The 15,816-nt window shown below is 44.5% G+C and carries 13 protein-coding genes; 2 read left to right on the forward strand and 11 right to left on the reverse strand.

Annotation, left to right across the window (positions count from 1 at the left end; all coding sequences use genetic code 11):
* Window positions 1-74: 74 nt before the first annotated feature.
* From HWQ23_RS08145 to HWQ23_RS08180, 8 genes are all read right to left on the reverse strand, one after another.
* Entirely contained in the window at window positions 75-1,010 is a 936-nt protein-coding gene (locus tag HWQ23_RS08145) for a M23 family metallopeptidase (RefSeq protein WP_292826151.1), read from the reverse strand.
* 927 nt (window positions 1,011-1,937) lie between these two features.
* Window positions 1,938-2,627 (reverse strand): DevA family ABC transporter ATP-binding protein, encoded by a 690-nt coding sequence (locus tag HWQ23_RS08150; RefSeq protein WP_292826154.1) that lies wholly within the window; start codon window positions 2,625-2,627, stop codon window positions 1,938-1,940.
* A 138-nt stretch (window positions 2,628-2,765) separates the two neighbouring features.
* Window positions 2,766-3,938, reverse strand: a complete 1,173-nt coding sequence (gene devC, locus HWQ23_RS08155; protein ID WP_292826282.1) for an ABC transporter permease DevC — start codon at window positions 3,936-3,938, stop codon at window positions 2,766-2,768.
* Window positions 3,939-4,196: 258 nt separating this feature from the next.
* On the reverse strand, window positions 4,197-5,393 hold the full coding sequence (locus HWQ23_RS08160; protein ID WP_375466603.1) for an ABC exporter membrane fusion protein: 1,197 nt from the start codon (window positions 5,391-5,393) through the stop codon (window positions 4,197-4,199).
* A 799-nt stretch (window positions 5,394-6,192) separates the two neighbouring features.
* On the reverse strand, window positions 6,193-8,157 hold the full coding sequence (locus HWQ23_RS08165) for a hybrid sensor histidine kinase/response regulator (RefSeq protein WP_292826160.1): 1,965 nt from the start codon (window positions 8,155-8,157) through the stop codon (window positions 6,193-6,195).
* Window positions 8,157-8,633, reverse strand: a complete 477-nt coding sequence (locus HWQ23_RS08170; protein WP_292826163.1) for a response regulator — start codon at window positions 8,631-8,633, stop codon at window positions 8,157-8,159. Before HWQ23_RS08170 ends, HWQ23_RS08165 begins: the two co-directional genes overlap by 1 nt.
* Window positions 8,630-11,035: a PAS domain S-box protein gene (locus HWQ23_RS08175; protein ID WP_292826166.1), complete on the reverse strand. Its 2,406-nt coding sequence runs from the start codon at window positions 11,033-11,035 to the stop codon at window positions 8,630-8,632. The genes HWQ23_RS08170 and HWQ23_RS08175 overlap by 4 nt, the downstream gene beginning before the upstream one ends.
* Before the next feature lie 4 nt (window positions 11,036-11,039).
* Window positions 11,040-11,279, reverse strand: coding sequence for a helix-turn-helix domain-containing protein (locus tag HWQ23_RS08180; protein WP_292826168.1), 240 nt, complete (start codon window positions 11,277-11,279; stop codon window positions 11,040-11,042).
* Between the two features lie 126 nt (window positions 11,280-11,405).
* Here HWQ23_RS08180 and HWQ23_RS08185 point away from each other — a divergent pair, with 126 nt between their 5' ends.
* Window positions 11,406-11,756, forward strand: a complete 351-nt coding sequence (locus HWQ23_RS08185; RefSeq protein ID WP_292826171.1) for a hypothetical protein — start codon at window positions 11,406-11,408, stop codon at window positions 11,754-11,756.
* Between the two features lie 43 nt (window positions 11,757-11,799).
* On the opposite strand, the gene HWQ23_RS08190 is transcribed toward HWQ23_RS08185, so the two are convergent.
* From HWQ23_RS08190 to HWQ23_RS08200, 3 genes are all read right to left on the reverse strand, one after another.
* Window positions 11,800-13,272, reverse strand: coding sequence for a pentapeptide repeat-containing protein (locus tag HWQ23_RS08190; protein WP_292826174.1), 1,473 nt, complete (start codon window positions 13,270-13,272; stop codon window positions 11,800-11,802).
* Between the two features lie 137 nt (window positions 13,273-13,409).
* A complete protein-coding gene (locus HWQ23_RS08195) occupies window positions 13,410-14,072 on the reverse strand; it encodes a pentapeptide repeat-containing protein (RefSeq protein WP_365740772.1) in 663 nt (220 codons plus the stop codon).
* Window positions 14,073-14,205: 133 nt separating this feature from the next.
* Window positions 14,206-14,508: a hypothetical protein gene (locus HWQ23_RS08200; RefSeq protein WP_292826177.1), complete on the reverse strand. Its 303-nt coding sequence runs from the start codon at window positions 14,506-14,508 to the stop codon at window positions 14,206-14,208.
* 70 nt (window positions 14,509-14,578) lie between these two features.
* Here HWQ23_RS08200 and HWQ23_RS08205 point away from each other — a divergent pair, with 70 nt between their 5' ends.
* The gene (locus HWQ23_RS08205) at window positions 14,579-15,769 is read left to right on the forward strand and encodes an FAD-dependent oxidoreductase (protein ID WP_292826288.1); all 1,191 of its coding nucleotides are present in this window, start codon (window positions 14,579-14,581) and stop codon (window positions 15,767-15,769) included.
* Window positions 15,770-15,816: the final 47 nt, after the last annotated feature.

The following is a 15,816-nucleotide window of genomic DNA, read 5'->3' on the forward strand; positions in this document are numbered from 1 at the left end:
AACCCAATTTCTTTTGCCTAATTCTCAGCAAAAAAAACACAAATTATGCACAAACGCGATCAATTCCGCCTCTACTAGTTAACGACCTTAGTTCGCCAAGGTGTTGGATCAACAGATTGTCCGTTGACATACAGACCCCAGTGCAAATGTGGCCCCGTAGCAGCACCTGTTGAACCTACTGCACCAATTAGTTGACCAGCTTTCACAAAATCACCTTCTTTAACGTTAATACGACTCAGGTGCATGAAAATACTGGTTACTCCTTGACCGTGGTCAATGCCAACTACGTTACCGTGTATCCGAAACCCTTGGGATACCCTACCTACCAAAGCAACTCGTCCAGAGGCTGGGGCAATTACTGGTGAACCGGCAGCACCAGCGTAGTCAAGACCACGATGATAGTAGTCTTTTGCAAATGTACCATTATAGTAGCGACGTACACCATAGTTTGTACTCATCCGCCCTGTATTTGGCTTTAGGAATACTCCATTCCAATACTTTTGTGGGGTTTGTAATGCCTTAAAAGCTGCCACACGCTTAAGTTCATACTCTGTGGCATCCACTCCGGCTTTCCCTGGTGGCAAAGTAATGCGTTGTACGGGGAACTTGCGATTAAGCACATTCACTGCCAAGTTTTGTACTTGACCATCTCCGGCGACCCGAAGTGTTCTAGTTCCAGATTTTTCTAGTGGAGTTGTGGGAACAAAAGCCCGATACTGATTGGGTGCAATTTTAAAGGTTGGGTACGTATTTTTACCAGTAGCAACTGTGGGATTTGTAGTATTCTCAGAATTATCTAAATTAATTTTTACTGATAGTGTATCTCCTAATTTAGGATTAGTTGGAGTCACCTGTACTTGCAAAGCATCTACAGGCAATGCCAAGGTGAGAGGGAGAACAGCAAATATTCCCTTTAAGATATTTATTGCACGGCGATTGGTTGTCAAAGCTTTGACATCAAAACCGAGCAACTTTTTGTTTGAACTACTAGCGCTATTCTCAATAATCATAGAGCTACAAAAAATCCCTTGCTTGTGTTGAAAAATAGACTAGTTTATTACAACTAGTGTTTCCTGTTTGAAGCTTATATTGTTGAAAACCGTAAATTTTCGGAAATCCTCCAGGTATTTATGGATTACAAGAAGGAATCATTTGATCTGTAATTTTAGTGAATTGGTCTTAACTCTAATAACCAAGGTGTATGACATTGGCAATCAGCATAAAATTTAACTAGATTGATGGCAAAAAGGCTCTCGTGGCTTGCCATAGGTGTCACTTGTTAGGCAACAAAGGAAACTCGTTGTGGTTACAGTCATCACATAATGATACTTGAAGGAAATCTTGGTATCAACTGGACACTTGTTCAACTGGACACTAATATCACACTGCGAGGCTGAAATCGGTATAGGTAAATCACCCAAACCAGGTAAGTCAGTCGGCGAGGATAAATCAAACTATATTAAATAAACGCGATGTGCAACTTAAATATTCTGACTTCTCTTTTAAAAGCTAAAAGAAGAGAGGCTTTGAATTTCCCCCTTCCCTATAGAGGAAGGGGGCTGGGGGGTTAGGTTTGAGTAAAAGTTGCACACAGCGTTAAATAATGTAAATATCTTCAAATTTGCTCGTAGCGTCTCTAAAAGAGGCTATGCGAACAAAATAGGGCTGAAGTAGCCCTGGCGACTGGAAGTCGCGCGCCAGGTGCTTCAAGTCGGCAAAGCCGCCCAACGCACTGGCTTGGCTACACAAGCGAAACCCACCTCCGTGGGTTAAAAACCTTGATTTATCGTTAGTCCACGGAGGTAGACGAGAGTTTGTGTAGTAGCGAATTTTATTCGCCCAATACTTTTCAAACATCCTCTAACTAGAAACTTTTATTAAAGGCTGGTAGTAGCGCTTTAGCTGTAAAAAACCATAAATCTAACTAATGCACAAATTTAGGCTGATAGGTTTACTTTTGACTTGATGCCATCTTCCATGTGAACGATGCGATCGGCAATGTCTAGGATGCGGTTGTCATGAGTAACCATCAAGATGGTACAGCCTTGTTCTTTTGCCAGTTTTTGGATGAGATTGACTACATCTCGTCCCGATTGACTATCAAGGGCGGCGGTAGGTTCATCCGCGAGGATTATTTGAGGATGACTGACTAAAGCACGAGCGATCGCTACTCTTTGTTTTTGCCCCCCAGACAGTTTATCAGGATAGTAATGCAAATGATTTCCTAATCCTACCTGCTCTAACATCTGGGCTGACCTAGCTTGCATCTTTTTTAACCCAAGATGTCTGTGCAATTCTAAAGCCATTTTGACGTTTTCGAGTGCGGTCAAACTACCATGCAAGTTATGTGCTTGGAAAATATAACCGTTATGGCGTCGCGCTTGCACTAGTTGTTCACCACTAGCACCACAAAGTTCTCGTCCCAACACCCGCAAACTACCAGATTGGCTAGAACGCAACCCACCCACTAAGGTTAGCAAGGTAGTTTTTCCAGAACCAGAGGGGCCAGTCATGATAATAATTTCACCGGCGTTAATCTCTAAGTTGATATTACATAAAACTTGCTTGCGGAGTGAGCCGTGACCAAAGTGGTAGTCGAGATTCTGGATGGAGATGACGGGAAACATATTTGGGGGATGGGGAGTGGGGAGTGGGGAGTGGAGAGTGGCGAGAGACGCGATTAATCGCGTCTGTACGGAGTGGGGAGTTAGAAGTTACCAGTTGTAAAAATTCTTCCCTATTCCCTACTCCCCACTCCCCTAGTTCTAAAACATATCAGCAGGATCGGTGGCTTGGAGTTTGCGGGTGGCGATCGCACCGGAAATTGCACACATAATGATAGTCAGCACTAATACCTGTAACGCTCGAATCGCAGTCATGTACATGGGCAAATTTGTGGCACTGCGAGTCAGTTGGTAAAGTGCTAAGGACACTCCCAATCCGGGGAAGAAGCCCAGTGCTGCCAATATCAACGATTCTTCAAGCACGACACCTAGCAGGTAGTAATTGCTATATCCCATTGCTTTGAAGGTGGCGTATTCCCGAACATGGGCATTAACATCGGTGGAGAGGACTTGATAGACGATAATTACGCCCACCACAAAGCCCATCGATACACCCAGGCTGAAAATAAACCCAATTGGGGAATTTGTTCTCCAGAAGTTGTTCTCAAGTTCAATAAATTCGGCGTGGGTTAATACTCTGACATCATCTCTGAGATAGGCTTTTAATGTTGCTGCTACCTTTTTCGGGTCATAGCCTGGTTTAAGAAGAATCAAACCTAGACTGACACTGCTGGACTGTCGCCCAGAAAATAGCCGCAAAAAGTTTTCATCGCTGGTGATTAGATTGCCATCAGAACCAAAGGAAGCCCCGACTTGGAATAAGCCACTAATGGTAATTGTGCGCCGTTCTATTTCGGCAGTCAGGGTTTTACCTTGGTCAATTTGAGCGATCGCTTTTTGATAATCTCCTCTTGCACCACGATCGAATAAGACGGTATCCGGCATTTTGATCGCTTGCAATTGCTGGTTAACATCCGGTAAGTCAAAGGCTGGCTTATCTGGGTTAAACCCGATAACTAACACCCCCGTCTCGCGGTGTGTTTGGGGATTTTTCCAGATTGTGTTGTTGAAATACATTGGTTCGGCCGACTTCACCCCTGGTATATCCATTGCTTGGTAAAGTCGCCGACGAGAAAATGTAGACAAGCTTGGCAAGTTACGGGCTTGGGGACTGGTTAAAACAATGTCTGCTTGCAAACTGCGATGTAGTCTGGTGTTACTGTCATAGAGCGCAGTCTGAAAGCCTAGCTGCATGAACATGAGAAGATCCGCAAAGGCAATGCCTGACAATGCCACCAACAGACGGCTTTTTTCATGATTCAGTTGCAGCCATCCTAGAGGGGTTCGCCGTCGCAGTTGTTTGATTAATTGCATCATAAAAAAATGGGGAGTGGGGAGTGGGGAGTAGGGAGTGGGGGATGAGGGAACAAAGGGACAAGGGAGACAAGGAAAATTAGAGACTCATTCATCCACCTCAGAGACTCGTTCATCCACTTCAGAACTCCGTTCATCCACATCAGAAGCTCAACTTTCCCTATGCCCAATACCCTATACTTCTCTACGAGAGGCTGCGCCAACGACTTCTCTACGAGACGCTACGCGAACGCTCAGTACAAGTGCCCAATGCCCTTTTTACAATTCAATTACTGCTTTAACTTGCATATTAGTTAAGGTGGCAGCTTTTTGGCTGGAGGCTTCATCTAGTCGGATATGGACTTCTACTACTCTGTTATCGATATTGCTGACGGGATCTGTGTTGATGACATTTTGCCGCCGCACCTGTAAGCCTTTGCGATCTACGATTCCCTGCAATTCAATCGGGAGGTAATCACCAAATACTCGCACTTGCTGCCCTGAATGTACTTTGGCGATATCGCTTTCGTAGACTTCAGCTATTACATACATCTGGCTGGTTTGTCCAATATCTGCAATGCCATCATTTGATACCAATTCCCCTGGATGGGTGTGGATCTCAAATACCTGTCCATTTTGGGGCGATCGCACCTGGGCCTGTTCGAGATTGACTTTTGCTAAATTCATCGCTGCTACGGCACGATTGACTTCTGCTTGAGCAACTTCTACATCTACTCCGCGGACTTCGGCGATTTCATCAAGTTTTGCTGTGGCTTCTTTCACCTGTTGCTGGCTAGTCGATTGGGTACGATTTAATTGTGCCTGTGTTTGTTGTAGGCTTTTTTGGGCGGTTTCCAAGTTTAAACGCTTGCTATCCCGTTGGGAGGCGGAAATTGCGCCCTGTTGATCTAGTTGCTGATAGCGTTCGTCTTCTGCTTGGGCGTTACGCACTTCGGCTTGGAATCGCTCAATTGTCGCTGCTTGGGTATTAATATCACCTTGGCGTTCTGCTTCTAGGCGGGCGATCGCGGCTTTTTGAGCGGCAATTTCACCGCGTTTAGCACCTGCTTGAGTGCGGTTTAGGTTTGCCTGGGCTACTTTCACTTGTTCCTGTGCCTCTTTTAATGCTGCTTGCAGGCGATCGCGGCTGTTCAAAATCGCAACCACCTGTCCTGCTTTTACCGGATCTCCCTCCTTCACCAACAACTTTTCTACCTGACTTCCTTCTGCAGACACCGCAGCAGAGAGTTTAATTACCTTTCCCTGTGGTTCAATCCGCCCTAAAGCTGTTACTGTTTTTAACTGTGGCAATTGTGTTGCTGGCACTTGTGCCTCTGAATTTGCATAATTGTGCCAGCGTTTTACTATATAAAAACTGATTCCGCCAACCAATAAAGATGCAATTATACCTATAGCAATGGATGGACGCAGAATAAACTTAGGGGACGTTCTGTACCCTAGCTTTGAGTTTCGCACCATAGATTACCTCTTAACTAGCGGCGCAGAAAAAACTAAATAGATTAAGCTTTTATCCCAATACGCTTGGGTTAGCGCCAAAAACCTTAAACTGCGTAAGTTGGGGAGCCACTGCTACAGGTGCGGTTTCCCGACTTGGAAATTGCGCGTCTCACGAGAGGGAGAAGCAAGTGGCGTTTGAGGAGGGACTGACAACAAATAAATTACTACTACTTGTGGGGTGGGCGTCTCGCCCGCCCGCAGCCAAAGGCTCTCGTGTCGCCCACCCCACAAGAAGTAGTTGAGTATTTTTTTATTTGTCAGTCCCGGAACGTAGACCCAACAAAGCTATTTTTCACAAACCCAAGCGTATTGGCTTTTTTCCTTACCTTGTTAGTTATTGTTGATTTATCGATTCAGAGTTCATAAAAAATGGAAATTGTGGAGAATTTACCAATATACTGCGATTTAGGTGGATAAGATCACAAAAACTTCTTCTCCTGTATTAAGAGACTTATGTTACTAACGAACTACTTTTGTTTTTTGAAAGTACTCAGGTATAGTAAACGTTTTCAAATTTATGGGTTGTAACAGCGCCAACAATCAATAGGCAAATTCAGCCAAAAGGAAATATTTTTTGTCATGAAAACTAAATAAAATTAAATTCATAAGAAATGTCTTTGAATTTGATATTAATATAATTTTTAGTGATATCTTTAACTCCTGAAAGTTGTTTTTCGGAATTGGATTTTAAATTGACCAACCTATTTGTCATAAGTTTTCCGGTCTGACTGATTTTACTCAGGTTTCTAACAAACACCTAAACCGATTGCACTAAATTAGAAATCGCCATGAGCAATTCCTCTGGGGCTACAGGTTTAACGATGTGCTGTTGAAACCCTGCTTTTAGTGCTTGCTGCTGATTGATTTCGCCTGCATAAGCAGTCAGAGCGATCGCGGGAATCTGTTTTCTCCCTATTTGTGCTTCCAGAGTCCGCACCTCTTGTATCAGCATATAGCCGTTCATCTCTGGCATTCCAATATCGCTAAGTAAGATATCTGGCTTTGACTCTATTAGCACTTGTAATGCTTCCTCTCCTGATGTTACTGCGGTGACGATCGCTCCAAACTGTTCCAGCACAAAGGTGAAAAAGTCGCGGGTATCAGTATTGTCATCCACAAGCAGGATTTGTAAACCTGTGAGGGGAGAAGAGGCAAAAACGCCAGTTGAGGAATCAGTATTCGTGTCATCCTTAATTGTTGCATCGTCCTTGATCAGGGGAAACTTAACTGTGAAGATCGCTCCTTTGTCCTCGCCAAGACTTTCAGCCGAAACCGTTCCACCGTGCATCTCAATCAAGTGACGCGCGATCGCTAAACCTAACCCTAGCCCACCAAACTTTCTAGTTGTGGTACTGTCACCCTGGCGGAAATAGTCAAACACATGAGGTAGGAAGTTAGGGTGAATGCCCTTACCTGTGTCGCTGACGGTAATTTGGGCTTGAGCGTCGATGCACTCCAATCGCACATTTACCTGTCCTCCAGCCGATGTAAACTTGACAGCATTTGATAACAGGTTCCAGAGAACTTGCTGTAAGCGAACTGAATCACCGAGAACTTTCCCCATCGGATCAAGCATCGTCTGAATCTGAATGGTTTTAGCCCCTGCTGCCAAACGCACTGTGTCCATTGCAGCTTCAATGGTGGATGCGAGATTGACTGGCATCATCTTGAGGTTGAGTTTGCCTTGGAGGATGCGAGAAACATCCAGCAAGTCTTCAATTAGTTGAGCTTGTAATTTGGCATTGCGTTCAATAGTTTCAAGCGCTTTTTTGAGCGATATATCATCAAATTTACGGCTTTGCAACAGTTTTGCCCAACCGAGAATTGGATTTAGGGGCGATCGCAGTTCATGGGAAAGTACCGCCAGAAACTCATCTTTTATCCGGTTAGCGGCTTCTGCTTCTGCACGGGCTGCTTGCTCAAGTTGGAAAAGGCGATCGCGTTCTGATTCGGTGCGTTTGCGATCGGTGATATCAGTTAGCATAGCGATCGCACCTAAGAACTCATTTTGTTCACCAAAAATAGCTCTAGTAGAAATCAGTGTCCAGATGTATGAACCATCCTTACAGCACAATTGACTTTCTTTAAGATCACTCCCTTCTCCCTTAAACCACTCCAGTTTCGCTTCGGGTGCTATCCCATCAGCCTGAACCATAAAATCAAATAAGGAACGACCGAGAATTTCTTCTGCTGTATAGCCCAACATCTGTGACAATCGCTGATTCACATACTCTGTTTGGGTTTTTTGGTCAATCATCCAGATTCCCTCATAAGAGGTATCAACAATTCTGCGATACCTGGCTTCACTCTTCTGTAAAGACTCCTCTGCTCGCTTGCGCTGACGGCGCTCTTTAGCTTCCCGCAATGCCCGTTGCACCGAGGGAACTAACCGCCCTAGTCGTTGCTTTAACACATAATCAGTTGCACCCTTCTTCAAGGCTTCGATCGCTAATTCTTCACCGAGTGCGGCAGAGACAAAGATAAAAGGAACCTCTGGACAGTGATTTCGGGCAATTTCCAAGGCAGAAATTCCATCAAAAGATGGCAGCGCATAATCAGCAAGAATTAAATCGAAAGTCTCTGCTTCCAAAGCAGCCAGGAAATCAGCGCCAGTTTCGACTCGGATCAGGTCGCAATTAATTTCCCCCTCGGTTAACATCGCTTCGGTAAGCTCTGCATCTAAGGGACTGTCTTCCAAAAGCAGGAAACGAAGGACACTCATTAATTACTCTCCTGTTGACGATAAGGTGCCGGAGGTAGAGCGCCAACGGGTGGCTGATTGATCACTGCCCAAAACAGCCCCACACCCTTAATAGAATCGACAAAATCATGGTAATCTACTGGCTTAACAACATAGGCATTCACCCCTAATTCGTAGCATCGAACTAGATCCGGCTCCTCACGCGAAGAAGTTAGGACTACGACTGGAATCACTCGCATAACTGGGTCAGATTTGAGTTCTGCCAGCACTTCTAGTCCATCGATTTTAGGTAGTTTCAAATCGAGCAGCACTACAACAGGATACCCTTCCATTCGCAACCGAAACAACCCCCGGCGATAAAGATAATCCAGTGCTTCCTCTCCATCACGTACTACCACGACTTCATTAGCGAGATGGTTTTCCGACAAAGCAGCTAGTATTAACTCTGCATCTAAGGCGCTGTCTTCAATTAGCAGAATTCGCTTGAGTTCTTTCATTCACTTTCCTGTGTCAACAACTTAGGCAGTGAGAAATAAAAGCTGGCTCCACTGTCAACTACACCCTCTGCCCAGACTCGGCCATTATGCCGATGAATAATGCGTTGCACGTTTGCCAATCCAACACCTGTGCCTTCAAATTGTGGGTCGCTATGCAGGCGTTGAAATACTCCGAATAGCTTGTGGACATATTGCATATTAAAACCTACGCCGTTATCTTGTACAAAAAAGACAACTTCGTTTTCATTGTCAGTGCTTCCGATAGTAATTTCTGCTGGGTTTCGAGCCTGGGTATATTTTACGGCATTGCCCATCAGGTTGCGAAGCACGAGCCGCAGCATGGAGGGGTCGCCCTGGATGAATGGCAGTGACTCGATGTGCCAATGGATTATCCGTCCTTGGGTTTCTGTGAGCAAATCGCGTTTTACCTCTTGTACCAATTCCTCCATATTCAGGTTGATATAGCGCATTTCGGTGCGCCCCATGCGAGAAAATGTCAGCAACTCATCGATCAGTATTCCTGCCTGTTTTGCAGTTTCGGCAATTATGTTCAAATAGCGCTGACTCGTTTCATCTAAAGTTGTTGAGCTATGCCGCTTTTGAAGCAATTCTATAAAACCGGCGATGTGGCGAAGCGGTGCTCGCAAGTCGTGAGAGACTGAATAAGAAAACGATTCGAGTTCCTTGTTGGCGGCTTGGAGTTGGGCAGTGCGCTCTTGAATCCGTTGCTCCAGCATTTCGTTGAGTTGTTGCAGGGCGGCTTCGGCAACTTTGCGATCGTGAATGTCGCTGGCAATGCCCACCCACTTGATAATCTGTCCGTCTGCATCTCGAAATGGTAAACCCCGGACAATATGCCAACGATAGCTACCATCAGAAACTTGCCGGAAGCGAATTTCTATTTCGTAGTTTGTAGGGTTAGCAACAGCCTGCATCGAAGTTTTAAAGACGCGATGCCAGTGGCGGGCTACGCGATCGCGGTCATCCGGGTGAATGGCATAAATCCACCCATAGCCAGAGGTCTGCTCCATTGTCAGTCCACTGTAGTCAAGCCAGTATTGATTACAATAGCTAATACCACCATCGCTATCGCCCATCCAAATAGCCTGTGGTGACACTTCCGTTAAAATTCGGTATCGCTCCTCACTGTCACGTAGCGCTTCTTCTGCCAACTTGCGATCGTGGATATCAACACAGGAGCCGATATAGCCAAGAAACTCCCCTGTTGGTGCAAACCGAGGCACACCAGTATCCAAAAGCCAACGGAATTCCCCATCAATGCGTCTGAGCCGATATTCCATTCTAAATTTTTGTCGGGCATCAAAGGCATTGGTGTATATATCTAAGCAACGCTGAAAATCATCGGCATGAACACCTTCTGCCCACCCATTGCCCATCTCTTGCTCTAAAGTCCGCCCGGTAAAATCTAGCCAGGGTTTATTAAAGTAGTTACAAAGTGTGTCAGTGCCGGACATCCAAATCAGTACGGGAGCGGTGTCTGCCATCTGGCGAAAGCGGGCTTCACTTTCACGCAATGCTGCTTCTGTCTGGTTGCGTTCGCGTAGTGCAGCTTGCTTTTCGCTGATGTCAGTGATCAACCCTGCATACCCTTCAACTGTTCCCTGTTTATCAAACTGGGGAACGTAAGTAGCATTAATGTAACGTGCCCCACCATCTTTATAAGGTATTTCACTTTCAAAAGTAACCTGCTCTCCTGCCAGTACTTGTTCCACATAAGGACGAAGCAGTTGATATGCGGATTCACCCAAAACTTCCCAAAGATGCTTCCCATAAACTTCTGTTGCTGAATGCCCAAACCACTCTTCATAGGCTCGGTTGTTGAAGCGGTAGCGTTGTTCTGCATCTACAAAACAAATTAGAACTGGCAGCGTATCTGTAATCAACCGAAGTTCTGTTTCTAGTTGCCGCAGTGCTTCCTCGCTAGACTCTGTTAAGCGACCAAACCTTGCTTCGCTTTCGCGTAATGACTTCAGACTTGTCTCAGCTTGCCGTTGGGCTGCGCGGCGTGATTCGTTGAGCCAGCTGATTAACCCTGCTGTCAGCATGAACACGACTAGCGGGATTAGAATATTCAGATTTGTAATGTTCAGCGAATAGAGTGGTTTGAAAAAGAAGTAATTGACTGCCAAAGTAGACAAAACGGTTGCAAGTAACCCTGGCCCTAAGCCTCCGTACCAGGCACTCACCATCACCGCAGCAAAAAACAGTGCCGCAGGCGTTGGAGCAAGATATGGATGGAGCAGCAGGGTTGTCCACAGTGCTAGGGCAACGGATAGCAAAGCAATAACATAATGCAGCAGTTGCTCCCGGATGAATCCGCCCTTGTTTTTACTGCTAGGAAAGATGTTTTGGGGTTTAGATGTCCTCACCTTATGACTCATAACCCTACTCTGCTTCTGGAAAATACTGACTTAGCAGCCTTTTACCGGGTTCACCCATCTTCCGTAACATTTCTTCTATTAGTTTTAGCGCTATCGGTGAAGGCATTGTATGCCCATTTTCCCAACGGTTGACTGTTTTGAAAGAAACTCCTAATTTAGTAGCAAACTGTTTCTGAGAAAGATTGAGTTGCTGCCGAAGCTCCCGAATTAAATCTAAAATTTCCAGCCGCTTTGTTACAGACATCTCTGTATTTGATCCCCATTAGGATAATTAGCATAAGACAGGTGTCCTATACTAATTATCCTACTTAGGGAATATTTTCTCTGTTTTCGTCTCTAACTGAACCTGTATTAGTTCAAAGGTTCAGCGATGAAGCTCAAAGGTTCAGCGATGAAGCTCAAAGGTTCAGCGATGAAGTTCAGAGGTTCAGCGATGAAGTTCAGAGGTTCAACGGTGAAGTTCAGAGGTTCAACGATGAAGCTCAAAGGTTCAACGATGAAGCTCAAAGGTTCAGCGATGAAGCTCAAAGGTTCAGCGATGAAGCTCAAAGGTTCAACGATGAAGCTCAAAGGTTCAACGGTAAAACTTGAGCTTTCCAATGTTTGGGTGGTTGAAGATTTTCCGGTAAAATTGTTGTGCGATCGCCACTGTTATAGTATAGATATTTTTAGTTACAGAATTATTACGGTGACTTTTGGTAGAAACTATAGTATTTTGTGAAAACGGTAGAATGCGCCCAAATAACTAATGATGCTGCGATAACTCAACCTGATTGCCGCCAATGTGTCGGTGCTTCGATATAATCAGGAAGGCGAGTGGTGCGATCGCCAAGTGCCTCTCTAATCTGCTGCAATTCTAAGTTTTTAGCTCCTGTTAAAATTGTCCCTTCCAGTTTGACATCACTGAGATTAGCTTCTGAAAAGTTAGCTCCCATGAGGTTTGCCTGAGTCAAGTTAGCTTGATAAAAGGTTGCCCTATATAAGTTTGCTCCAATCAGGTTAGCCTGATACAAGTCAGCTTCCGTTAAGCTGGCTTCTGAGAGGTTGGCAAAATAAACTTCAGTTTGCTGGAGTTTGGCTGCATTCAAGTTAGCCCCAGAAAGGTTAGCACCATTTAGATTTGCCCCACAGAGGTTAGCACCAATCAAACCCGTCATCTGTAGATTGGCTTTACCCAGTTTTGCTCCTTGCAAGTTAGCTAAAAATAGCTTTGCCCCAGAGAGGTTGGCGAGTTTCAAGGTCGCTTGTTGCAAGTTAGCTTTATAGAGGTTTGCTCCTTGCAGATTAGCTACACGCAGACTTGCTCCAGAGAGGTTGGCTGAACGCATGTTTGCCCCACAAAGATTGGCGCGGTTAAGATTAGCCCAACAGAGGTTAGCTCCACATAAATTAGCGTTTAGTAATTTGGTTTCATAGAGAATAGACTTAACGAGTTTAGCGCCGCTCAGGTCAGCCTCACTCAAGTCTGCTTCACGCAAGTCAGCCCCACTCAGGTCAGCCCCACGTAGGTCTGCTTGTTGCAGGTTAGCTTTGAGCAGGTCTGCCCCTCTAATGTCAGTATTACGTAAATCAAGTTTCTGCTCTTTTGGGTCTTCGAGTAAATTACGCCTGCCAATAACACTTAGGGCTGCTTGAATATCGGTGCGTATTTTTGGCAATTCTTCATGGACGTTTTGCTCCAACTGCTGTGTCGGACGCGACCCACCTCTACGCCTACTTGAGTAACCTGCTGGTGAGTATTCCGCCTTTTGTTGCTCTGCTACCTGCTCTTTTGGTGCATTCTCTCGCACAAAGGCAGTGAGAATTTCCATGATTGTCCAGTGTTCTTTAGGAAAATCCTGAGCAACTCTTTCTAATGCATAAATTGCGCCTGTCCGGGTTTCAACCTTTTCATGACCAAGCTGGGAAATTGCCCCCATAAAGCGCTCTGCAATCAATCTGTCTTGATTGACTTTTGTATTTTGAATGCCAATTTCGAGGTTTTTCTCAGCTGCGATCGCATTTTTCTGCATCGCTTGGGCACGCTTTGCTGCATAATAAGTATTAAACATTGCTGCCCATGCTAGAAAAACTATTGCAGTAGTTGTTAATGCTTGGTTTCTATACTGGATTTTTTCCTGAATTGACAATTGCTTGATACTAGACAAGGCGAAGAAAATTACAGTCAATGAGAAGCCAAATATAACTGTTATAGTTATCAACCAATTCAACAGAGCGTCTGTCTTTTTAGAAGACATGGTAAAGATTTTCCTTACAACCTAGAATTATTACTTAGATGTTGGGGAAAAATAGTATAGCATTTAGCAGAAAATTATAATAGGTGTCAAGACACTCATTGAACTAGGGAATGACATCGAATATACTTGTACGTTGCTCAATCAGAAAATTTGGCTTCCCTGAGATTTGCTCCATCGAGTCTGGCATCATTGAGAATTGCCCCATGCAACCCAGCTAGATATAAACTTGCACAATGCAGGTTAGCTCCAGAGAGGTTAGCTCCTTCTAGGTTCGCTGCACTGAGGATTGTCCCTTCTAAGTTAGCTAGATATAAGTTAGCTCCTTCTAGGTTCGCTGCACTGATAATTGCCCCAGCAAGATTAGCTTCTCTCAAGTTAGCCCCAGCAAGATTAGCTTGATAGAGATTTATCTGTTCTAAGTTCGCCCCATTCAAGTTTGCTCCTCTCATGTCCGTGTGGCTCAAATCAAGTTGCTCATTTTCTGGGTCTTTGTTTGCATCTCTTCTTGCGATAACAGTAAGGGCTGCTTGAATATCTACACGAACTTTTGTTGACTGGTTGGTTGTTACTTGCTCTTGGGGAATATAAGGAGAATTTTCTCGCACAAAAGTAGTAAGAATGTCTATGATTATCCAGTGGTACTCTGGATGATTATGGGCAATTTGCTCTAAATCATTAATTACAACTAGACTGGTTTCTATTGTTTTATTTCCTAGCTGTTCACTTGCTATTCTTAAGCGTTCTTTTAGCGACTGATGCTGAGTTTTTTTAACTTGTTCCTGGAGAGCATGTATCCACACGAATATTTTTGATAGCTGTATGTTATTTTTTGGTGAAATATTTTTCATGAGATGAAAAGCATCATTAACAATTCAAAATTTACGCATTCACGGATTCACGCATTCTTCGCGCAGCGTCTCGTAGAGAAGAGAGTTACATAAGCACAGCAGCGCCTTGTGGGGGTTCCTCCCGGAGTTGCTCCTCTTGGGCAGACCGCAGAGGCTCTCTACCAGAGGCTGCACTATCGCTTTTAGCGTCTCCCCAAGGGAGAAGACCACATTCCACTTCGATTGTGGCGACTGCGGGGTATTTAAAGCTACGTGTTGACATTGGGAATCTTAAACTCTTTAATTTACGATAAATCATTTGTGAAAAACTACTAATAATCAAGTCTGAGCTAGGGCTTTCGGCGTTGGCGTAGCCCAACCCAGACATTAGAACTTCGGGGACAGTCATGTTTTACAGTCGCCGCTACGCTAACACGAAAAATCTCACAACTCAAATAGAATTGCTATTAAGTACTTCAATGCAGCAAAACTTACAGCCGATAGTTAAAGATTTAGTGCTGATTGGTGGCGGTCACAGCCATGCGATTGTCTTGAAAATGTTTGGGATGAAGCCTTTAGCTGGAGTTCGTTTGACGTTGATTACCGCAGCCAAAGAGACAGCCTACTCTGGAATGTTGCCAGGACACATTGCCGGATTTTACAGCCACGATGAATGTCATATTGACTTGCGACCTTTAGCGAACTTTGCTCAAGCACGGTTGTATATTGACAGAGTAGTTGCCCTAGACTTGGAAAACAACAAAGTTCTTTGTGCTAACGGACTTGTGGTAGATTTTGATGTGCTGTCTATTGATATTGGCAGCACTCCGGCCAGAGTGTCTGTATCAGGTGCAGCAGAATATGCGATCGCAGTTAAACCAGTATCGCAGGTATTGGAACATTGGTATGAACTAATTGAAGCTGTAGGTAAAAATCCTCAAGAATTAGTTAGGATTGCGATCGCAGGTGGAGGCGCTGGCGGTGTAGAATTGGCGTTATCGATGCAATCTCATTTACATCGGATTTTACGTCAAACTCAACAACCAATTCAAAATCTGGAAATTCATTTATTCCAGCGTGGACAAGAACTGATGCCCAATTACCATCAATCAGTGCGGCATCAACTTCAGCAAATTTTAACTGAGCGAGGTATTAAGCTCCATCTTGGAGAAACTGTGTGTAATATCGCATCGCCAAACCACAAGGAAACTAAAGAAATATTTGAGATTAAATGTGAATCTGGTTTTACAGTAGATTGTAATAAAATTTTTTGGGTAACACAAGCATCAGCGCCGGAGTGGTTAAAAACCTCTGGACTAGCAACTAATGAGCAAGGCTTTATTCTGGTAGAGGACACATTGCAATCTCAAACGCACCCGCAGGTATTTGCTGCTGGTGACATTGCCACAATCGTAAATTATCCGCGTCCGAAAGCTGGGGTGTTCGCTGTTAAGCAAGGTAAACCTTTATTTGAGAATTTGCAGAGAATTTTATTAGGTAAGTCGCTCCAACCTTATAGACCACAAAAACAATATTTGAGTTTAATTGGTACAGGAGATGAACGAGCGATTGCAACACGAGGTATCATCACTTTACCACCTCATAAACTCTTGTGGCGTTACAAAGATTGGATTGACCGCCGCTTCATGGAAGGCTTCCGCAACTTCTGAAGACACACAGAGGTGTAGTGGTAGTACCATGACACGGCACGGCACAG

Source organism: Nostoc sp. JL33 (genome assembly GCF_017114985.1).
Classification (GTDB): Bacteria; Cyanobacteriota; Cyanobacteriia; order Cyanobacteriales; family Nostocaceae; genus Nostoc.